16 protein-coding genes are annotated in these 21,380 nt (G+C 57.8%); 4 read left to right on the top strand and 12 right to left on the bottom strand.

Features of this window, described 5'->3' with window-relative positions:
• Nucleotides 1–50 precede the first annotated feature (50 nt).
• The 12 genes from trxA to ACWPM9_RS00340 all read right to left on the bottom strand — a co-directional run bounded on the left by trxA (nt 51) and on the right by ACWPM9_RS00340 (nt 17,647).
• Complete coding sequence (gene trxA / locus ACWPM9_RS00395) at nt 51–371, bottom strand: thioredoxin (RefSeq protein WP_428188360.1); 321 nt, start codon at nt 369–371, stop codon at nt 51–53.
• Nucleotides 372–445: 74 nt separating this feature from the next.
• Nucleotides 446–3,982 (bottom strand): double-strand break repair helicase AddA, encoded by a 3,537-nt coding sequence (addA, locus tag ACWPM9_RS00390; protein WP_484756365.1) that lies wholly within the window; start codon nt 3,980–3,982, stop codon nt 446–448.
• Nucleotides 3,975–7,166, bottom strand: coding sequence for a double-strand break repair protein AddB (gene addB / locus ACWPM9_RS00385; protein ID WP_484756364.1), 3,192 nt, complete (start codon nt 7,164–7,166; stop codon nt 3,975–3,977). Before addB ends, addA begins: the two co-directional genes overlap by 8 nt.
• A gap of 5 nt (nt 7,167–7,171) precedes the next feature.
• Nucleotides 7,172–7,900, bottom strand: a complete 729-nt coding sequence (locus tag ACWPM9_RS00380; protein WP_484756363.1) for a nucleotidyltransferase family protein — start codon at nt 7,898–7,900, stop codon at nt 7,172–7,174.
• A 5-nt stretch (nt 7,901–7,905) separates the two neighbouring features.
• Nucleotides 7,906–9,432 carry a tRNA (adenosine(37)-N6)-threonylcarbamoyltransferase complex ATPase subunit type 1 TsaE gene (gene tsaE / locus ACWPM9_RS00375; RefSeq protein ID WP_484756362.1) on the bottom strand — a complete coding sequence of 509 codons (1,527 nt, stop codon included), beginning with the start codon at nt 9,430–9,432 and terminating at the stop codon, nt 7,906–7,908.
• Nucleotides 9,429–12,011 carry an ATP-binding protein gene (locus ACWPM9_RS00370; protein WP_484756361.1) on the bottom strand — a complete coding sequence of 861 codons (2,583 nt, stop codon included), beginning with the start codon at nt 12,009–12,011 and terminating at the stop codon, nt 9,429–9,431. Before ACWPM9_RS00370 ends, tsaE begins: the two co-directional genes overlap by 4 nt.
• Before the next feature lie 199 nt (nt 12,012–12,210).
• The gene (gene ahcY / locus ACWPM9_RS00365) at nt 12,211–13,611 is read right to left on the bottom strand and encodes an adenosylhomocysteinase (RefSeq protein ID WP_484756360.1); all 1,401 of its coding nucleotides are present in this window, start codon (nt 13,609–13,611) and stop codon (nt 12,211–12,213) included.
• Between the two features lie 172 nt (nt 13,612–13,783).
• Nucleotides 13,784–14,059: an HPr family phosphocarrier protein gene (locus ACWPM9_RS00360; RefSeq protein WP_428188353.1), complete on the bottom strand. Its 276-nt coding sequence runs from the start codon at nt 14,057–14,059 to the stop codon at nt 13,784–13,786.
• Between the two features lie 21 nt (nt 14,060–14,080).
• Nucleotides 14,081–14,482: a PTS sugar transporter subunit IIA gene (locus tag ACWPM9_RS00355; protein WP_428188352.1), complete on the bottom strand. Its 402-nt coding sequence runs from the start codon at nt 14,480–14,482 to the stop codon at nt 14,081–14,083.
• A gap of 108 nt (nt 14,483–14,590) precedes the next feature.
• The gene (locus ACWPM9_RS00350) at nt 14,591–15,070 is read right to left on the bottom strand and encodes an HPr kinase/phosphorylase (RefSeq protein ID WP_428188351.1); all 480 of its coding nucleotides are present in this window, start codon (nt 15,068–15,070) and stop codon (nt 14,591–14,593) included.
• On the bottom strand, nt 15,067–16,782 hold the full coding sequence (locus ACWPM9_RS00345; RefSeq protein WP_428188527.1) for a stimulus-sensing domain-containing protein: 1,716 nt from the start codon (nt 16,780–16,782) through the stop codon (nt 15,067–15,069). Before ACWPM9_RS00345 ends, ACWPM9_RS00350 begins: the two co-directional genes overlap by 4 nt.
• Before the next feature lie 142 nt (nt 16,783–16,924).
• Nucleotides 16,925–17,647, bottom strand: a complete 723-nt coding sequence (locus ACWPM9_RS00340) for a response regulator transcription factor (protein ID WP_428188526.1) — start codon at nt 17,645–17,647, stop codon at nt 16,925–16,927.
• A gap of 332 nt (nt 17,648–17,979) precedes the next feature.
• Between ACWPM9_RS00340 and ACWPM9_RS00335 the strand changes: the two genes are divergently transcribed.
• From ACWPM9_RS00335 to ACWPM9_RS00320, 4 genes are all read left to right on the top strand, one after another.
• Entirely contained in the window at nt 17,980–19,590 is a 1,611-nt protein-coding gene (locus ACWPM9_RS00335) for a phosphoenolpyruvate carboxykinase (protein ID WP_484756359.1), read from the top strand.
• Nucleotides 19,591–19,715: 125 nt separating this feature from the next.
• Complete coding sequence (gene arfB / locus ACWPM9_RS00330; protein ID WP_428188349.1) at nt 19,716–20,150, top strand: alternative ribosome rescue aminoacyl-tRNA hydrolase ArfB; 435 nt, start codon at nt 19,716–19,718, stop codon at nt 20,148–20,150.
• A gap of 90 nt (nt 20,151–20,240) precedes the next feature.
• Complete coding sequence (gene lysM / locus ACWPM9_RS00325; RefSeq protein WP_484756358.1) at nt 20,241–20,702, top strand: peptidoglycan-binding protein LysM; 462 nt, start codon at nt 20,241–20,243, stop codon at nt 20,700–20,702.
• 36 nt (nt 20,703–20,738) lie between these two features.
• Nucleotides 20,739–21,365 (top strand): alpha-ketoglutarate-dependent dioxygenase AlkB family protein, encoded by a 627-nt coding sequence (locus ACWPM9_RS00320; RefSeq protein ID WP_484756357.1) that lies wholly within the window; start codon nt 20,739–20,741, stop codon nt 21,363–21,365.
• Nucleotides 21,366–21,380 lie beyond the last annotated feature (15 nt).

Raw genomic sequence — 21,380 nt, 5'->3', positions numbered from 1 at the left:
GGAGCCCGGCTTTCACCGGGCTCCTTTTCTATAAAGATGTTTTGCGTCTATCAGACGGCGCCGGAAATCCAGCTTGTCAGGGCAGTCTTGGGCGCTGCGCCAACCTTGATGTCGGCCACTTCGCCTGCCTTGAAGACGGCGAGTGTCGGGATCGAGCGAACACCGAACTGAGCGGCAAGCTCAGGATTTTCATCGATATTCAGCTTTGCAATCTTCACCTTGCCAGCCATCTCGTTGGAGATTTCTTCGAGGCTAGGAGCGATCATCTTGCAGGGGCCGCACCATTCAGCCCAAAAGTCCACAACCACAGGCTCTGCGGAATCGAGGACTTCCGTCTGGAAGTTCGCAGTATCAACTTTCACCGTTGTCATCGGGGGAATCCTTTCCGGTATTACGTTGTGCATGAATGTGAGCATGCCGGGTCTGATTTTCAATGGCCTGTATTTCACACTGTCTTGAGCGCGGCAAGCGCATGCGAAAGACAGGCGTCGTCCAATGTGATCAACGATGCATTTTCCGTGTAGACGAGAAGGCACTCAAACGCCTTGCCGGGGAACAACGGCTTCAGGATCTCCTGATAGATTGCAAGCTGGGCGCTATGCGACAGCGGCACGCTGTGAATGTCACGGGGTGGAACACGGTTCGTCTTGTAATCCAGAAGAATGACGCGATCATCGCTCACGGCAAGCCTGTCTATGCGACCGCTGACGGCACGGGGGTGACCGTCGAGATCCAGCGTGCCCATGATCGAGACTTCAGCTTGTCCCTGGGATGAGAACACCGCCTGAAGGCCCTCATGAGCGAGAACTGCAACTATGCTCGCATGGACCTTGTCTCGTTCCTCCCGGGGCCAGAAACAAGCGGCCCGCTCCAGATAGCGCCAGGCTGCTTCCTCCCTTTCGTCTTGCCGGTAGGATGGCAGGACCTGCAGCATGCGGTGAACAAGCCGGCCTTTTTGCAATGCGAGGCCTGCGCTTTCCGTTTCACCGAACAAGGGCGAGCCGATCAGTGCATCGCCGGTATTGCTCTCGATCATTCCGCCTGCGCCTGAAGGGCTCAAGGGCCGTGGCAACTGTTTGGGTTCCGGCAACGGCCGCAGCAACGATTCTGGTAAAGTCTCGGTCTGTTCGGCTTTTTGATTGACGACCTGTTGTGGAAAGTCGCGGATGTGGCCCGGCTGTTCCCAGATCAGGCCACCCCATTCACCATCGGCGCCGGAAAAGGTGACCTCGCGGCAATGATCGTCCTTCAGTCGCAGCGACTGGGCTATCATCTCGTGCCAAATGCCACCTTGCGGACGCTTGCCTTGGGAGCCACAGACAATCAGCCTGTCGGCCGCACGCGTCATCGCGACGTATAGCAGACGCCTGTATTCCTCTTCGGCCAGCGCTTCCACGCGCGCGGAATCGGCCTGCGTCAGAGAATTGGCCAGATCCTTCGTGGGAATCCAGACGGGCACGGGCGTATCGCCTTGTGCCACTGTCATGATGCGGAATTTGGGCAGGTGGGCACTATTGAAAGGCCGTGTTCCGCCATCGACCAGAAAGACAACCGGAGCCTCCAGTCCCTTCGAGGCGTGCACTGTCATGATCCGCACTTCGTTGCGGGCCTTGTCCAGCTCCCGTTTGATCACCGGCGATTCCAGTTCCAGTGTCGATATGAAGTTCTGCAACCCCGGAAGACCTGTCGTTTCGGAGGACAGGGCAAAGTTCAGGAATTCGTCGAGGATGTCGCTGACCTCGGTGCCGAGGCGCGCCAGAAAGGCGCGCCGACCGCCAAGACTGCCAAGCACGTTGGCGTAGAATTCATGAACGGTGGCGTGTCGCCCAAGAGCGACGAGTTTTTCCAGCCGAGGCACGACGGCTGACCACGGGCCTGCATCCATGACGGTCTGAAGATGGGACCAGAGGCTCATGTTTTCAGGCCGGTGCGCAGCCGCGTCAAACAGATCATCTTCCGAAAGATCGAAGAGCGGACTCTTGAACAGCGCGGCAAGGGAAAGATCGTCCGACGGCACCAGCACGAAACGTCCCAGCGCCAGAAGGTCCTGAATGGCAATATGTCCGGCAAGCTTCAGGCGGTCGGCGCCGGCCACGGGAATATCGCCACGCCGCTTGAGAGAGCGGGTGAGGGAGGTGACAAAGCTGTCGCGCTTGCGCACAAGCACCAGAATGTCGCCCGCCTCGATCGGCCGTTCCACGCCGTGATCGACGATTGTCTCCTGACCCACCATGGCGCCAATACGCTCGGCAATGCGCCGCGCCAGAACGGCGGATGGCGCGCTTTCAGGTGTCGAATCGAACGGGGCTGTCCAGTCGTCGTCCTTCGCACTTTCGGCCGGAGCAATCATGTCCCAGAGCTCTACCTTGCCGGGATGGCCGATGCGGCTCGACATGTGGACAACCGTCTGCGCCTGGTCACCCAGTCCACGCGCGTTGTCTGGAATGGAGAAGACCTGATCGACCGCGCTCAGCACAGACATTGTCGAGCGGAAGGACAGCGGCAAGCGGATTGCGTCAAACAGCGCCCCGCTTTGTAAGACCTCTTGTTCCGTCAGACGGCTCTCTTCGGCAAAGCGTTCCGGACGCGCGCCCTGGAACGAGTAAATCGACTGTTTCTCGTCACCGACGGCAAAAAATGTGCGCAACAATTGTCGGGCGCTCTGGCCCGAGAAGAAGTCATCGCGCAGCGAGCGAATGACAGACCACTGGATAGGGCTTGTATCCTGTGCTTCGTCCACCAGAATGTGGTCGATGCCCTGATCGAGCTTGTAGTGGATCCACGGTCCAGCGTCACTCTTGGTCAAAAGCTCGGCGGTGCGCGCAATCAGATCCTCGAAGTCCAGCTGACTGCGTGTCTTCTTCAACTCCTCATAGTCTTCGATCAGTCGCTCGGCGAGCACGAGCGCCGAGCGCGTTGCCACATACATGCGAAACAACCGGAGCCGGTCGCGGCACTGCAACACATGTTCCTGAGCTTCGAGGAGGCCATCGAGCAAGTGCGGGGAAACCTTCAGCATCGCTGCCGTCATCAACGTCTTGGGGCTTTTGGCCATGCCTTGCTTGGTCAGCAACGCGCTCTCGAAATACCCAATGCGAATGAAGGGTTTAGTTTCTTCAACCGCCTTGCGCAGATCCTCGGCAATGGCTTTTGCGGTTACGCCGCCGGTTTGCTCGGCAAGATCGATATAGGCGGAAAGCGCTGGCCCGCTCATACCGTTCAATGGCCAGATGCCCTGTGCAATCACGTCCTCGCTGTCAGTCTCGCTGAAACCGAAGATCTGTCGCAGCCGCGGATCGGTGCCGCCCACGCGTGCGGCTTCGCGCAGGAACGTCCGGATCACTTGGCGATTGTTGACGATATCGTTCAGCAAGGCGTCGAGACCGAATTCGTCGGCAATGCTCAGCACATGAGAAAAGGCCTCCGCCAGTTCGGCGTTTTCTTCTGCGGAGGTCGCCGTCAGAAGAGAGCGTCTGGCCTCGGTGAGCACGGTGAGCGCGGTCCGGTCGTCAAGCACGGAGAAATGACCGGCAACATTCGCCTCCAGCGGAAACTGATGCAGCAAGGCCTCGCAGAAGGCATGGATGGTCTGGATCTTCAAACCGCCGGGCGTTTCCAGTGCTTTGGCAAACAATCGTCGCGCTTCGACAATCTTCAGGCGGTCGGGATGCATACCCTCGATCTGGGCAATCCTGTCCGCAAGTGCCTCATCGTCCAGTGTGGCCCAGTCGGCAAGGCGCGAAAACACGCGATTGGACATCTCAGATGCCGCGGCCTTCGTATAGGTGAGGCAGAGAATGGACGAGGGCCGTGTTCCGGCAAGCAGCAGACGGATAACGCGCTGGGTCAGGACATGGGTTTTCCCGGAGCCGGCATTGGCCGAGACCCACGCAGAGCGATCCGGGTCCGATGCCAGAGCCTGGCGTGCCGTCGTCCAGTCAATCGGATCGGCCCCTTCGGGGAGGGGAGACAACTCACTCATCACCGGCTCCCTCTTCGGCTTCAGCCGTCGACCATTCAGCGACCCGCGCCAGATGATCGTATTCTCCGCCCAGATCACTTTCCATGAACGGCATCAGGCGTGAAACATAGCCGCGTTCGCCGCTCTGCAGCAGTTTGACGAATCGGATCAGCTGGCCGATCGATTCATGTGCCAGATCGGCAGCGGATTTCGTGTCGTCGCCACGACCCGTCAATTCATTGTTGACCTGATCCACCTTGAAGCGATCGCCGGGACGAAGCCGCACATAGACCAGATTATCGGTCCTCTGCGCACCTACCTTTTTAAAGGCACCTTCGGCAAGCGCAGCGGCTTCAAGTGCAAGCTGCGGGTCGACAAGTGTGCGGGCCTGCTGCGGGCTGGGGTTCAGGCCGGTCTTGTAATCGATGATGTCGGCATGACCAGCACCCTTGAGGTCTATCCGGTCAGCAATACCGGTCAGGCGAATGCCGGCTTCGGCGATTTCCATGCCGGCCGGCACTTCCGTAAAGCTTTGCCGGATTTCCCCTCGTCGGCCCCGTTCCCATGCGAGAAAGGCACGGCCCACGTCCCGGAAACGCTGAAGCCAGACCACTTCGATATGCGGCGGCAGATGTTCGGCTGCAAATTCACGCTGGATGATCGCATCCATGGCAGCGTCAGCGACAAGCGGATCAAGCGAATGCCCCTCGCGCACGAATTGCTCGACAATCCGGTGATAGAGCGTACCGCGCTCGGCAGCACCGGGATCCTTGTTGAAGTCGTCCAGCGGATCGAGCTTGAGAATGCGTCGCGCATAGATCGAATAGGGATCGCGTCGCAGCCGCCCCACTTCGCTGAAGGAATAGCGTTTTGGCTGCAGGTCCGCCGCCGGTTTTGGAGCAGGACGTTGGGCCGGTTCCTGCCGTTCGCCCAGATCGATCAGCCCGGCATAATGTCGGTAGATCTCGCCGCGTTCGCGCAAGCTTTTGGCAAAGTCGGGGCCACCGAGCGCCATCAATCGTTGTAGCCAGCGCGAAGCGACCGTCGGGGCTGAGCCTTGCCGCATGGCGCGCGAATAGATCAATCGCCGCGTGCCGTTCGCCATCTCGAAATCATGGGCCAGCTGGCCAATGCGCCGTTCGGGCGGCTCAAGGCCAATACCGGTCTTCATCATCCGCGACAAAAACGGATTATTGGTCGTCTGGTTCGGCCAGGAACCTTCGTTGAGACCACCCAGAATCATGGTGTCGACACTTTGCAGGCGGGCCTCGAGCGATCCGAAGATATAGACACGAGGATGGCGCATGGCCCGAGGCTTCACCGCCTCGCCGGCCATGAAGGCATTCATGATATCGGCCCATTGCGGTCCATCGGCTTCGATCACGCCATCTGTCTCGATGATCTGTCCAAAAAGACCTGCCAGAGCTTCACCCGCTTCGCCAGACCAGAGAATGGCAAGATCACCCCGCGCATCGGCGCATGCCGCCTCCAGCGCCTTACCGGTCCGTTCAGCCCACTCCCGCATGGCAAGCCGCGATGAAAACCGCCCATCGGCATGGCGCCTCATCAAAGCTGTCGTCAAAGGCTCTGCCGCGCGCTGGATGGCCTGTGCGAGCCTGCGAGCGCTTTCAGCCGCACCCTCTGGCAATGAAAGCCGCCACTGCGGCGTATGCCGATCACCCTCCTGAGATTTAAGTTGTGTCTCCAGCAGGGCTTCAAGCCCGTCGATGTCCACGACGCCGAGGCCACCTCGAAGGGCGATAAGTTCAAGCGCCATTGCGGCCGACTGGCAATCCTGCTCGTTCATGCCAAAACGCACCAGTGGATGCTTGAGCAGCGAAACGATCACCACGGGATCGCCTGGCCTGAGTGCCGCTTCGAGCAGCAGCATCAACAAGGTGCCTTGCGGACTTGCTGAAAGTGGGGTTCCGGCTGAATCGTCAGCGGTAATGCCAAAACGGGCAAGTTCCGCCTTCACCCGTTTTGCCAGTTCACGGTCCGGCGTAATGAGCGCTGCCCGGCTTTCGCCCGATATGCCCGGCTCTTCAAGAGCAAGTCTGAGAGCGATGGCGATGGCGCAGGCTTCTTCTCGCTCATTGGCAGCTTCGATCAGACTGACATCGGCGAAGGCGGCCTCAAGACGCGATGCTGAGAAACCCTGTCTCCACACTGTCCAGTCATCCGTCGCTGCAGCCGGTGCCAGCGTGCGCGACAACACTTCTGCGCGGTCTTTCAGGTCGTCAGGCGAGGTGGCCAGTGCTTCGACATCGGCTCGAACATATTGAAGACGCTTGAGCAGATGGAACAGGCCGTATTGGGGATGACTTCGGCTTGCCGGGTCGCTGGAAAGCATGTCGCCGTCCTCGGCACCGGCCAAAAGCCAGTGTTCAGGTGGCATCGACTGATCCAGCCCCGGCAGCACCACCACGCCTTCCGGCAGGTTCGCGACCGCGCTGATGAAGTCGGCCGCTGCCGGAATGGAGCCGGTCGAGCCGGCAACAATCACCGGTCCGTTGCCGGGTAGGGACGCGATTCTCTGCGCCTCGGCGCGCAACATGGCATTCCGATGCCGTGAGGGAGACGAGCGGTTCAGTTCCCTCAACCGTTCGGGCCAGAAGGCGCTGGCAATGCGCAGGAATTCAAGCGTCAATTGCCACCACGAGGCGTAGTTGCCAGCATCCAGCTTGGCGAGATCTGCCCAATCACGTTCTTCTGTTTCAACGGCATCGATCAACTCGACCAGTGCGCGGGCCAACCACACGGCGTCCGCAGGACTTGCCGGTGCCACAAGTGGTGTGTCCGTGTGAATGCTGCGCACGATATCCGGAAGCTGGTTGCGCCAGGCGAGAATAAGCCGCGCCAGTTCGATCAGCCGCGCGGTATTGCTGATCGGTGGTGCGAGATCAAAGAGTGCCGGCAGATCGGCGTCGAAATAGCTTTCGTCCTCTTCCGTCTCACCCAGCGGTTTGATCACAGGCAGGATTGCCGATCGTCCGCCCAGAAGGTCGACAAATTCTGAACGCATCACGCGCACGGCACGCCGTGTCGGCAGGAAAATCGTCACGCGGGACAGTGATAGCGGATCGTCGGGTTCATAGCGAAAATCGGGCGTCAGCCGACCATCAAGCAGCGACTGGGCCAGTTCCCTGAGGAACGGAATACCGGGCGGTATGGTCAGAATGCGTGGATCACGCCGTTTTTCCATGGTCTTCAACCAGCTTTCTGACGCTCTATTGTGCGCTCGGCTTCGCCGATGGCTTCAGGGGTGCCCACGGTGATCCACTCGCCCTTCAACCGCATGCCGTAGAGCCTGCTGCTGGCAATTGCGCGGTCGAAATAGAGGTTGAGATTGAAGGCATCATCGGGGGCGTCATCGAACAGAGCCGGATTGAGGACAATTGCCCCCGCATAGACCACCGGATCGGCGTCGCCCTCCTGATAGCGGCTCAAGCGGCCATCATGCCCCAGATTGAAGTCGCGCTTCCCGTTGTGGCCGGTAACGTGGTCCATGTCCACGCATAAAAGCGCCATGTCCATGGTGTCGGGATCGAAGGTCGCCGCCAAACGCGCGAGGCTGGACTTTTTGCCATCGTCGTCACCGATCCAGAATAGATCGGCGTTCATGACGAAGACCGGATCTCTGGCTAGCAGCTTGAGGCCTTTGACCAGTCCCCCACCTGAATTCATCAACCCGGATGTCTCGTCAGAGATCAAGACCTCAAGCCGGGGATAGTTCTGCAAATGCGGGATCATCTGTTCGGCGAAGTGATGCACATTCACCACAGCGCGCTCCACACCGGCATCGGCCAGAAGATCAAGCGCATAGTCGACAAGCGGTTTGCCTGCTACCCGCACCAGCGGTTTCGGCATTGTTTCGGTGATCGGTCGCATGCGGGTTCCAAGCCCCGCGGCCAGCACCATGGCTTCGGTGATATGCATCGTGTCTACCGTGTTGATTCGACGGAGCCGATTCGAGCCTTTGCACACCAATCCCGCAAGGGGGTAAGGGCAGGATGTTCAAGTGCTGCCTGTAGATAATCGAGCGTGCGGGGCATATGCCGCATATAGGCCGGTTTTTGATCACGCTGCATCAGCCGCACCCACAGTCCTGCCAGCTTGCAGGAACGCTGCGCCGCCATGATGTGCCACGATCTCATGAAAGCCGCCTCGTCAAATCCGGGGGTCTCGGCGCGGATGGTGAGATAGCGCGTCATCAATCTTGTCGCCAGGGGCTGATCGATTGTCACTCTGGCATCCTGAACGATCGACACCAGATCATAGGCGGAAGGTCCGATCATCGCATCCTGAAAGTCGATCAGGCCGATTTTGCCGATGCCGGTGTCATCTTCTCTCCAGATGATATTGGGGGAGTGGAAATCTCGCAAAACAATGGAGGTATCGGCGTCCGCAAGGTCATCGATCAGACCATCCCAGATTGCCAGATAGCTTAGGCGCTCCTCGTCGCTCGCAACCTCACCGGAGCGTGACCACGGCAGATGCCAGTCGACCAGCAATTCTGCTTCCATCTTCATCGCCACCCGGTCGAAATCAGGAATGCGGTGAACGCGCTCTTCGGGCAATCGAATGTCCCGCTCGATCGGCGTGTCGTGCAACCGGGCGAGGCAGGCGACGCTTGCCTCGTAGCGGTCAGCATTCGGTTGGCCATCCGGTTCAAGGATGCCCTCAGTCCCCAGATCCTCGATCAGCAGAATGCCGGATTCGCCATCCGATTCGATGATCTCAGGCGCAGCAAAACCCTTGTCGCGCAGCATCGCGTCGATTGCCATGAAGGGGTAAACGTCCTCTGCCAGATGCACGATCTGTGAATAGGGCTTTCCATCCCGGATAGGCGGGCCATTCGGCTTTCGAGGCGCATCCATCAGGATACGGCGCGGCTGCCCGTCGGCATAGATATATTCATAGGCCCGCGATGAGGCGTCGCCGGTCAGGAAACGACGACGAGCATCGCCGAAACCATGATCTGAGAGAAAGGCACGGATTGCCAGAACACGCTCAATCCGGTCCAGTTTGGCAACAGGACCTTCAATCGCGACCCGTCGTCCATCTCCGTCAAAGGTCATGTGAAGGGTGATTTGGTCATCGGGCAGGGCACCGTCGGCCCGCTCCGGCCACTCGACCAGACCGATCCCATGCTCCAGCACTTCGTCAAAACCCAGTTCGTCGAGCTCGGATGGATCGCCCAGGCGATAAAGATCAAAATGCGCGACCGGATATCGAAGCTCGTATTGCTGCACCAGGGTGAAGGTCGGGCTTGGCACCTCAAGGGTCTGATCATCAGCCATGGCTCTGAGGAAGGCGCGCGCGAGTGTGGATTTTCCTGCACCCAGATCACCGTGAAGCGCCAAACAGTCGCCACGCCCAAGCGCCAGCGCCAGATCTTCACCAAGTTTGGCCGTTTCGGCTTCACCCGGCAGCAGAAGGCTCAGCGCCCGTCGCTCCGACGCCTTCATTCTGCGGCTACTGCACTCGACAAGCTGGCGGACGGTATTTGGCACACGACCGTCGTACCCTTGCCCGGGCTGCTGTCGATTGAGACTTTACCACCATGCAGGCTGACGAAGCTTTCAACGATGGAAAGACCGAGACCTGCGCCGCTGCGTTTGCCGCCCTTGCCGCTGGCAGAGAAGCGGTTGAACACGCTATCCAGCATATCCTTCGACATCCCACAGCCACTATCGGTAACGGAGAACACGAAATCACTGTCCTCGCGCCAGCACTTCAAGTCGACCGAAGAACCATCCGGAGCGAAATTCACGGCATTGGTAAGGATCTTGATCAGGATTTGCTTCAGCCGCTGCTGATCTGCCACCAGCTGGCCCAGTTGGGTCGGCGCGGCAATCTCAAGCGTCACATTGCCTTCCTGCAGACGATCGGTCATCTGCATTGACACATCGTCCAGAAGGTCGTCGAGATCGATCTGCTCGAGATTGAGCTGCATGATACCTGCATCGAACGTCGCAAGGTCGAGAATGTCATTCACGATTGTCAAAAGCACGGACGAGGATGTCGAGATATGGTCGAGATACTCTGCCTGACGATCGTTCAATTCCCCGATGGTCGGCGTCTTCAGAAGATCGGTGAAGCCAATGATGTTGGTGAGAGGCGAGCGCAATTCGTAAGAGACATGCTGGACGAATTCGTTCTTCAGTTCGTCCGCCTTGCGAAGCGCCTCGTTCTTTTCCTTCAGCGCACGCTCGGCCCGCACATTGTCGGTCATGTTGACGAATGTGAGCATGGTCTGGGCATTGGGAAGCGGGATGACAGCGTAATCCAGCACCAGTCCGGAATAGAGCTCGAGTGTACCCTGACGGGAAGGGCGCTCATCGTCGAAGCTGGTGATCAGCTGGGCAAAGCTCTTCCAGCCATCCGGCTTGTCGTACGATTCAAGGCAGGCGCTTTCGATTGCCTGGATATGTGTTCCAGGCGTCGCCTGCACTTCGGTAATGTTCCACAGTGTGCGGAAGGCCGGATTGCAAAGCTGGATGCGTCCATCGGGGCCGAAAACGGCAACACCTTCCGACAGATGGTCAATCGTCTCACCCTGGACACGCAACAGAGTATTGTAGCGCGTTTCCAGATCCACCTGTTCGGTAAGGTTTTCAAACACCCATGTCGCACCGCCTTGCGGATGCGCCGAGGCGATGACGCGAAGGGTCTGACCGTTTGGAAGATGCCAAAGATCCGTCTTGGTATCAGGTTCCCGGTAGACGGAGAGCGCGGTCTCTTTCCAGTTCTTCCAGTTGAGCGGCTCGGGAAGTCTGCCCTCTGAACGCAGCCGGTCAAGCAGTTCGCTGTTGTCCGGATGGGATTCGAGGAACGGCAGATCCAACTGCCAGAGCTGTACGAAGGCCTGATTGTAGAACTGAAGCTTGCGTTCGCCGTCGAAAATGGCGACGGGAGTTGCCAGATGATCGAGCGTCTCAGCATGGCTCTTGAGCGTCCGGGTCAGCTGTTCGCGCAGCGCCTCGGCCTGGCTGGTATCGATGGCCATGCCGGACGAGCCAAAGGCACTTCGCGCATCGACCACATCCAGGAACGCCCTGTTGCCGCGAACGACGGTCGAGACGGTATCGCTATAGGGAGACTCGAGCGTCGCGCTCGCTTTGATGCTTTCCCGTGCCACAGATCCCAGCAATTCGCGCTGTTCCTGGATGACAACGGAGGGAGACGTCGCCTCGACGGCTTCGCTATAGGCATGGTTCACCCACACCAGCTGGCCATGATTGTCGCGCCGCCAAACGGGTTGCTCAATCGAATCCAGAAGCGCCTCGAATGTCGAAATCGACGACATCAGTCGGGTCTTTTCTATTTTCAGCTCGGCAAGTTCGGCGCGCAGATTGTTCAGTGCAACGAAGCGGGCAAAGGCGCGACCACCGGACAATCGCCCCTGGACTTCAAGCACTTCACCGCGTTGGGTTTCAACCACAACGTCAAAGCTGCGTGCATCGTAGCGTAGACCCTCGATCGAGCGTTCCAGTTCGATCGCCGACGGTGCCTTCAACCATCTGCCGAAGGCCAGGAAGTCTGAATTATTCTGCGGAGCACCTGTTTCACCGGGAAGCTGGCCCAGGAATTCGGGCTTGCCTGTCCGGCCATCCCAGACCACGATCCTGCGGTTCTTGTCAGCGATAAGCGCTTCGTAGCGAGAGATTTCCTGTCGCGCATCTGCCAGTGCAGAGCGAAGCTCAAGTCGTTCGCTCTCGATGTTTCCCCTCTGCCGTACGAGCCAGACCGCCGACAACAGCGTTGCGGAGAAAAGCCCGATGACAAGAGAAAAGCCGATTGTCTCTGCTGAAGAAAACAGGCGTGTCGTATCGCCAATCAGGGTTTCCGATTGCGCAAATGCGCTCTGGGAAAGCGTTGCAAGCGCCGTACCTGCCGCAAAGAGTCGTTTTAGCGCCACACCGCAGATTCCTCCACCATGGCGCGCATAAACGTGTGCTCCAGGCTGCCAGAATCCCCGATTGGCGACGTGTGCGACCTCGTATCGCACCTGCCGCTTTGGCAAGTCATATTGTTCTACCGACATACTCGGTCTGTCTCCGTCCTATGTGCCGCATCGTCGACAAGACATCCGATTTCACGCTTCCGCCCGCCTGCGGAAGCAACGAATCAAGTGCTAAAACAATACCTTTTAAGGGATTCTGCGGAAAGAGCGCTGACCAAAAAAAGACCGCAGCCTTTGTCAAGGCTGCGGCCACAAGATGTTGTGGATATTTCAGTGTCGATTAATAGCGATAGTGTTCCGCCTTGAACGGGCCCGTCTGCGACACGCCGATATAGCTGGCCTGTTCTTCGGAAAGCTCCGACAATTTCACACCAAGCTTCTCCAGATGGAGGCGTGCAACCTTCTCGTCGAGATGCTTGGGCAGAATGTAGACCTTGTTCTCGTATTGATCGCCCTTGCTGAACAGCTCGATCTGGGCAAGCACCTGATTGGTAAACGACGCAGACATCACGAAGGACGGATGACCGGTTGCATTGCCGAGGTTCAAAAGGCGACCTTCGGACAGCAGAATGATGCGGTTGCCCTTCGGAAACTCGATCATGTCGACCTGAGGCTTGATGTTGGTCCACTTCTGATTGCGCAGTGCAGAAACCTGGATCTCGTTGTCGAAATGGCCGATATTGCCAACGATCGCCATGTCCTTCATCGCCCGCATATGGTCGATCCGGATGACGTCCTTGTTACCAGTCGTGGTCACAAAGATATCGGCTGAGGAGACAACGTCCTCAAGCTGGACCACTTCAAATCCGTCCATCGCTGCCTGAAGGGCGCAGATCGGATCAACTTCTGTGACCTTTACGCGTGCGCCAGCACCGCTCAACGAAGCGGCGGAACCCTTGCCCACGTCGCCGTAACCGCAAACCACGGCAACCTTGCCGGCCATCATGACGTCGGTCGCACGACGGATGCCGTCGACGAGCGATTCCTTGCAGCCATACTTGTTGTCGAACTTGGACTTGGTGACGCTGTCGTTCACGTTGATCGCAGGGAAGGGAAGCAGACCCTTCTGGCTGAGCTGGTAAAGACGATTCACGCCAGTGGTGGTTTCTTCGGTCACACCCTGGATCGAATCGCGCTGCTTGGTGAACCAGCCCGGTGACGCTGCCATGCGCTTCTTGATCTGTGCGAACAGAATTTCTTCTTCTTCCGACTGCGGGTTGCTCAGCACGTCTTCACCGGCTTCTGAGCGAGCGCCGAGCAGGATGTACATGGTAGCGTCGCCACCATCGTCGAGGATCATGTTGGATGCGCCACCGTCGGCCCACTGGAAGATCTGGTCCGTATAGGTCCAGTATTCCTCAAGGCTCTCCCCCTTGACCGCATAAACCGGAATTCCGGAAGCAGCGATTGCAGCCGCCGCATGATCCTGGGTGGAGAAGATGTTGCAGGATGCCCAGCGGACATCGGCACCAAGGGCAACCAGGGTTTCGATCAGAACCGCGGTCTGGATGGTCATGTGGAGCGAGCCGCTGATACGTGCGCCTTTCAGCGGCTTTGTTTCACCGAATTCAGTGCGGCAGGCCATCAGGCCAGGCATTTCGGTTTCGGCGATGTCCAGTTCCTTGCGACCGTAATCGGCAAGCGAAATGTCCGCTACGACATAATCATTCGTGGTGCTCATAAAGATCTCCAGCCTTGAATCAGGGCCCGCATCGCAAAAGATTGCACGAATGCCGAATACGCGCCGTCAAGCGCCTGTCCCCAGAGAACAGGCTTCCTGCAAAGGCGTTTAGCAGTGTTGAGCGAAAATGACAATATCGATATAAAGAAGTCTTTATGTCTTTATGTGATTATCAGATTTCTTCGCCAAACTTGTCGGCGATCAATTGCTCAAGTGCCGCAAGCGCTTCCGTGGCCTGCGGCCCCTCGGCTGAAACGAGAATGCTGCAGCCGGGACTGGCGGCCAGCATCATCAGGCCCATAATCGACGTCCCACCGACAGTGGTGCCATCCCTGGTGACGGAAACCTGCGCATCGAAACTGCCAACCAGCTGCACGAACTTCGCCGATGCCCGCGCATGCAGGCCGCGCTTGTTGATGATCAGCAGTTCACGCGAGTTCGAATCCATGCAGCCGTCTTCCGAAGGGTCCTATTTGCCACTCAAGACGCGGCTTGCCACGTTGATGTATTTTCGCCCTGCTTCGGATGCTTCGGCCAGCGACTTTTCCATATCGTTCTCGCCACGAACGCCTGCAAGCTTGATCAGCATCGGCAGGTTGACACCGGCAATGACTTCAATTCGACCGCTGTTCATCACCGAAATGGCAAGGTTGGAGGGCGTGCCTCCGAACATGTCGGTGAGAATGATGACCCCGTGACCGTCATCCGCTCTGAGCACCGCGTCGAGGATGTCCTGGCGGCGCTGGTCCATATCGTCTTCGGGGCCGATAGATACCGTTTCGACAAACTTCTGCGGACCAACAACATGCTCCACAGCGTGATGAAACTCTTCAGCCAGCCTGCCATGAGTGACAAGCACAAGTCCGATCATACTTTTTCCGTCCCTTTGCACACGCAAACATTTGGCCAGTTAACGCAAAGCGGTCAAGCCGTCCACCGGTGGCAGGTCATCTTGGCGATGTAAATTCCAAGCGCAAGTTCAAAATGTTTCACCCGTAGGTCTCTGCGCTCCACTTCGCGTCCTCATCAGAGCATCCAGGAAGGCAAGAGGGCGAGGTGTCTGCGACGGTATCCGCAAGAGCGGAACATCCGCTCCGCCATCGAATACGAGCGTTTCGTTCTCAGGCGGAAGCCTTTCTGCTGAAACGGGATCCACAATCAGGGCGCCGCAGTGGATCACTGCCTTGGCCTGACTTTTGCGTGAGACAATACCGCCATATCGCAATTCCATCAGGTCACGAATTGTCTCGGGCCGGGAGGCGATAACGTGCGAATCACATGTTCGTATGTCGACGCGGTCATCTGCGATAAGGGCTGCAAATTTGCCTGCCGCCAGAGCCTCTTCCATACAGGTAAACGCCAGAGACGTTTTGCCACGTCCGGACGGACCGACAAACAGAATGCCGCGCGTGCCTGCGATGATTGCGGTTCCATGGACATTGGCACCGCTCAGCTTCATGAAGGGTTCTCGACGGGCAGCGACAGCACGAAACGGGCGCCCTTGATCTCGCCGGTCTCAGCGTCGATGACATTTTCTGCCCTCAGACTCCCGCCATGGGCCTCGGCGATTTGCCGACTGATGGAAAGGCCAAGGCCGGAATTTTGTCCGAAACTCTCGATTCCCGGTCGATCTGTATAAAACCGCTCGAAGATCCGGTCGATATTCTCGGCCTGGATGCCCGGGCCATTGTCCTCGATCTGGATCACACAGCGACCTCGTGAACGGGAGAGCTTGACGGTCAATCTGCCGCCCTTTTCCGGAACGAAGGAGCGTGCATTCTCGATCAGGTTGGTAACGATCTGGCCAAGACGCAGGTCGTGTCCGTTCACGACAAACCCGGCCTTCGCACCCGGTCGCTTGTCGATCAAAAGCTCGATCTCGATCGGTTTCTTGCTGGAGCGGATCTGTCGTGAGACATCAACCAGATTGGTGACAAGGTTTTCCAGATCGACCGGACGTGCATCCGAGCGCGCCAGTTCCGCATCCAGGCGAGAGGCATCAGAGATGTCGCTGATCAATCGGTCCAGCCGCCTGACATCATGCAGGATCACATCCATGAGCCGTTTCTGCGAGGTTTCGTTGCGCGCGAGCGGCAGCGTCTCGACCGCGCTTCGAAGAGACGTCAGCGGATTTTTCAACTCGTGGCTGACATCGGCCGCAAAACTCTCGATTGCATCGATTCGGTCGTAAAGGGCCGTCGTCATCTCGCGGATGGCGACAGACAGGTTGCCAATTTCATCCTGACGCGCCGAAAAATCCGGAATTTCCTGTCTTTCCTTGGCTCCGCGGCGAACGCGGATGGCTGCCGCAGAAAGTCGTCGCAGCGGATTGGCGATGGTCGACGACAGAAGAAGCGACAGAACCACGTTCACCAATGTGGCGACACCGAAGACGCGAAGGATCGCCAGTCGTTCGGCGTGGACGATCTTGTCGATGTCGCCTGCCTGGGTCGATAGCAGCAGAACGCCCAGAACTGCACGGAAACGCTGAACGGGAACGGCCACTGAGACAATCAACTCGCCCTTGTTAGTCACCCGCACCACCGCGCCGCGAACACCGGTCAGAGCATTCATGACCTCAGGATAGATCGAGCCGTCTCCCCCAGGCGCTTCCTTGTACTGCGGCAGGTTGCCCGGTTGCAGGATGCGATTGAAGAGGCGCGAGAAACTGTCCGACCAGGAGCTGCTGTCATTGTCGAGAGGTGGCAGATCGAACCGCAAGACCTGACCGCGCGAATACAAGTGGCGTGAATCAAGAAGCAGGTTGGCATCCGCATCGAAGAGGCGAGCACGCGTCCGCGTTGGCGAAATCAGGCGGCGAAGCACCGGTGCCACACGCTCCGGATTGATCGGGAATTCCAGATCCTCGTCGTTCGGTACAGGCGTTATGCTTTGACCCGCCTGCAGTTCCAGAAGCTTTTGCGGATCGATGGTGATCGAATTGGTATCAACCGACGCAGACGCAGAGATCGCACCGGCAATAATTTCGCCCTGGGTCAGAAGGCTTTCGACACGTGCATCAATCAATCCCTCGCGGAACTGATTGAGATACATGATGCCACCTACCAGCACGAAGATAGCTGCAAGGTTGAAGAACACGATGCGGCGCGTGAGGCTGGAAAAGAGCGCATTGCCGAAAATACGACGGATCAGCGTAAACGGATGGGCCATGAGGTTTGGCGGCGCGACGGCACCGTCGAGCTCATCAAGTTCCCATTCCGAAAGCTTTTCCGCCAACTATCAAACCTTCCGCGCCCACTGTCACGGCTCTGCATTCCGTATTTGTCTGGCGGCTATTCCAGCCGCCAGCCGTTCAGGCTGCTTCCCGGAAGCGATAGCCCACGCCGTAGAGCGTCTCTATCATGTCGAAATCGACGTCAACCATTTTGAATTTCTTGCGCAGGCGCTTGATGTGACTGTCGATCGTCCGGTCATCAACATAGACCTGTTCGTCATAGGCCGCATCCATCAGTGCATCGCGGCTCTTCACGACACCGGGGCGCTGCGCCAAAGACTGAAGAATCAGAAATTCGGTGACTGTGAGCGTGACCGGATCGCTCTTCCAGGTGCAGGTATGGCGCTCCTGATCCATCACAAGCTGGCCCCGCTCAAGGGTTCGTGCCTGCAGTTCGCCGGCGGTTTTGGCAGTGCCCGTGGTCGCCGCACCTTCGCGATTCGCCGCGCGACGAAGAATGGCCTTGACCCGCTCGACCAGCAAACGCTGCGAGAACGGCTTGGTGATGAAGTCATCGGCGCCCATCTTGAGACCGAACAACTCATCGATCTCTTCATCCTTGGAGGTCAGGAAGATCACCGGGATATCGGACTTCTGTCGCAAGCGGCGCAGAAGCTCCATTCCGTCCATCCGCGGCATCTTGATGTCAAAAATGGCGAGTTGCGGGGGACGGGCAACGAGCCCGTCAAGCGCAGATACACCGTCCGTGTAGGTCTCGACCTTATAACCCTCAGCCTCAAGCGCAATCGACACTGAGGTCAGGATATTGCGGTCGTCGTCTACGAGCGCGATTGTCTGCATAGTCATGCTCTCCGTCATCTTTGCGGCTCCTGGCTTTGCCCGCCCAGCCCTTGGCGTCAAGGAGCGCTTATTGAGGATAAAGGTGGAACAAATTGTGGCAAAGATAAAGAGCCGCCCGAGCCGTTGCCGATATTTGCGGCCAAACACCGCCAAAACGATCTATGCCAATTGCCCTCTTCTAACCGATTTAAACCAGAGGTAAGGAATTTAAATCGATTAAATAATTGATATTATTGGATGTTTTTGAATTTTTTTCTTGCGTTGACTGATTGTGCCCTCTAGTTTCTCGAAAAATTCAACGGCTATCGGCCCTGGAGTAAAGGATGCTGTCGATGGATGAGCTAGGTCTTAGAAATCGCGAAAACGATATAGCGGCGATTGGTCTCGGTGATGCGGCGCGAGTCCATTACAATTTCAATCCCGGCCAGCTCTATGAAGAAAGCATTCGCCGTGGCGAAGCTGTGCTGACAGCCGACGGTGCGATTTGCGCCGACACCGGACAGCACACCGGTCGTTCGCCGAAAGACAAGTTTGTCGTGCGCGACAACAACACCGATCCAACGATCTGGTGGGACAACAACAAGCCCATGACGCCAGAGAATTTTGCGCTTCTGCATCAGGACATGCTGGCGCATGCTGCCGGCAAGGATCTCTTCGTGCAGGATCTGATCGGCGGTGCAGACGCTGAAAATGCCTTGCCGACGCGGGTCGTAACCGAATATGCGTGGCATTCGCTGTTCATCCGCAACCTGCTGATCAGGCCCGAACGTGCGGCGCTCACCACCTTCCAGCCGAAGCTGACAATCATCGACCTGCCCAGCTTCAAGGCTGATCCGGCGCGTCATGGCTGCCGCTCGGAAACAGTGATCGCCTGTGACCTGACCAACGGCATCGTTCTGATTGGCGGCACGTCCTATGCCGGCGAGATGAAGAAGTCGGTCTTCACCGTCTTGAACTACCTTTTACCTGCCAAGGGCGTCATGCCCATGCATTGCTCTGCCAATGTCAGCGCCGAGGGTGATTCGGCCGTGTTTTTTGGCTTGTCCGGCACTGGTAAGACAACGCTGTCGGCCGATCCAAACCGCACTCTCATCGGAGACGACGAACATGGTTGGGGCCAAGGCGGTATCTTTAATTTCGAAGGCGGCTGCTACGCCAAGACCATTCGCCTGTCGGCGGAAGCAGAGCCCGAAATCTATGCGACCACGAAGCGTTTCGGCACGGTTCTGGAAAATGTCGTCTTGAACGAAGATCGTGTTCCCGACTTCGACGATGGCTCGAAGACCGAAAACACGCGTTGCGCCTACCCGCTGGATTTCATCCCCAACGCATCTGCTACCGGCATCGCGGGGCATCCAAAGACAATCATCATGCTGACCGCCGACGCCTTCGGTGTCATGCCGCCGATTGCCCGGTTGACACCCGAGCAGGCCATGTACCACTTCCTGTCCGGCTACACCGCCAAGGTTGCCGGCACGGAAAAAGGTGTAACCGAGCCGGAAGCAACCTTTTCGACCTGTTTCGGTGCGCCGTTCATGCCGCGACACCCGGCAGAGTACGGACGTCTGCTGCGGGATCTTATCGCAAACCATGAGGTTGATTGCTGGCTGGTCAACACCGGTTGGACCGGCGGTGCCTACGGAACGGGAAACCGCATGCCAATCAAGGTCACGCGTGCGCTTCTGAACGGTGCCTTGACCGGTGAACTGAAAAGTGCGGAATTCCGGACCGACGCGAATTTCGGTTTCACTGTGCCGGTTTCTGTTGAGGGCGTAGAATCGCAGATCCTCGATCCACGCTCGACCTGGGCGGATGGTGCAGCCTATGATGCTCAAGCCCAGAAGCTGGTCGGCATGTTCATTGCCAATTTCGAGAAGTTCGAAAGTCATGTGGATGGCAAGGTGCTGGAAGCCGCGCCAAGCATTCGCCTGGCCGCCGAGTAAGCCGCTGCAATTATTCTGAAATTGAAAACCCGGCGATCCGATCGCCGGGTTTTTCGCATCCAGGGCCTTGAACCTGTTTCCCGCAGCGCTCTGTTGTGAAATAGAAAAGCCCGGAGACAGGATCGATGGCCAGCGACGCACTGCATATCAATAACCGCATCACGATTGCCGGGTGGGAACTCACGGAGCAGTTCGTGCTGGCTGGAGGCCCGGGCGGGCAAAACGTCAATAAGGTCTCGACGGCTGTTCAACTCTTTTTCAGTATAACCGGATCGCCTTCGCTTCCGGATCGCATCAAGGCAAACGCCCTGAAGCTTGCCGGACGGCGCGCTTCCAAGGAGGGTGTGTTGATGATCGAGGCCAATCGCTTTCGCAGCCAGGAGCGCAATCGCGAAGATGCGCGCGAACGCCTGAAGGAATTGATCCTGAAGGCTGCGGAACCGCCGCCGCCGCCGCGCAGGAAGACCAGGCCAAGCCGGTCATCCATCGAGCGCCGGCTGAAGGAGAAGGCGGGTCGCGGTGAAATCAAGAAGATGCGCACTCGCCCCGATAATGACTAATTCAGCAATTGGTTTTTTAGAATTCCCCTTGTTTTTTCCAGAAAGCTGCCGTCATCTGCCATCAGAAATGGATAACAGGGAGATTGCAGTATGGGTTTGTTCAGCTTCATCAAGAATGCCGGAAAAAAGCTTGGCATCGGTGGTGATGACGATGCTCCGGATGTCGAGGCAGTCAAGAAGGAACTGGCGTCCCATGACCTCGGAACCGACAAGGTCGAAGTCGAAGTCGTGAATGACAAGGTCGTCTTGAAAGGCGTGGTCGAAGACCAGTCGATTTTCGAAAAGGCGATTGTCGCTGTCGGCAACACGCTCGGTATCTCATCGGTCGAAGCAGGTGAGCTCAAGATTTCCGACGCCGGCGTTGCGGCCAAGGATCCGGTCTTCTATACCGTGAAGAAGGGCGACAATCTCTGGAAGATTGCAGAAGAACAATATGGCAAGGGCAAGGGTCCCAAACACACTGTCATCTTTGAGGCCAACCGGCCGATGCTGTCCCATCCGGACAAGATTTATCCCGGTCAGGTTCTTCGTATCCCCGATCTCGAAGACTGATCCTTCTCGATCGCGGTTGGAACGGAGGGGCAAGCAATGAGCAAGGCTCCCTCTCTTCCCGAAGGCCTCGGCTTCTTTCCCGGCTATCTGGACCGCAGAGAGCAGGAACGTCTGGTCGAAACAATCCGCTCGGTCGTTGCCTCTGCGCCCCTCTACACGCCTGAAATGCCAAGAACCGGAAAGCCGATGTCTGTACGCATGACGAATTGCGGCGCGTTGGGCTGGGTGACGGATCGGGATGGTGGCTACCGCTACCAGAAGGCCCATCCGCGCACCGGAGCACCATGGCCACCGATACCGGAGCGCCTGCTGGGGATCTGGCGCGACGTGTCCGGGGACGAGCAGCTTCCAGAGGCGTGCCTCGTCAATTTTTACGATGATGACGCGCGTATGGGCTTGCATCAGGACAAGGACGAACAAAATCTTGTCGCGCCGGTCGTCTCCATTTCGCTCGGGGACGCGTGTCTCTTTCGCATCGGGGGAACCGAACGAAAAGACCCGACGAAGTCATTCAGGCTGGAGAGCGGCGATATTGTCGTCCTAGGTGGAGCGAGCCGGCTGCGCTTTCACGGCGTCGACCGCATCTATCCTTCAACTTCAACGCTTTTGAAGAATGGTGGGCGTATCAACCTGACCCTGCGCCGGGTTGGTTTAAATACATAGCCTACGATACATAGC

It is taken from the genome of Agrobacterium sp. H141 (assembly GCF_057158725.1).
The sequence above is the reverse complement of the archived record's forward strand: the minus strand, read 5'-3'. Positions and strand labels throughout refer to the sequence as shown.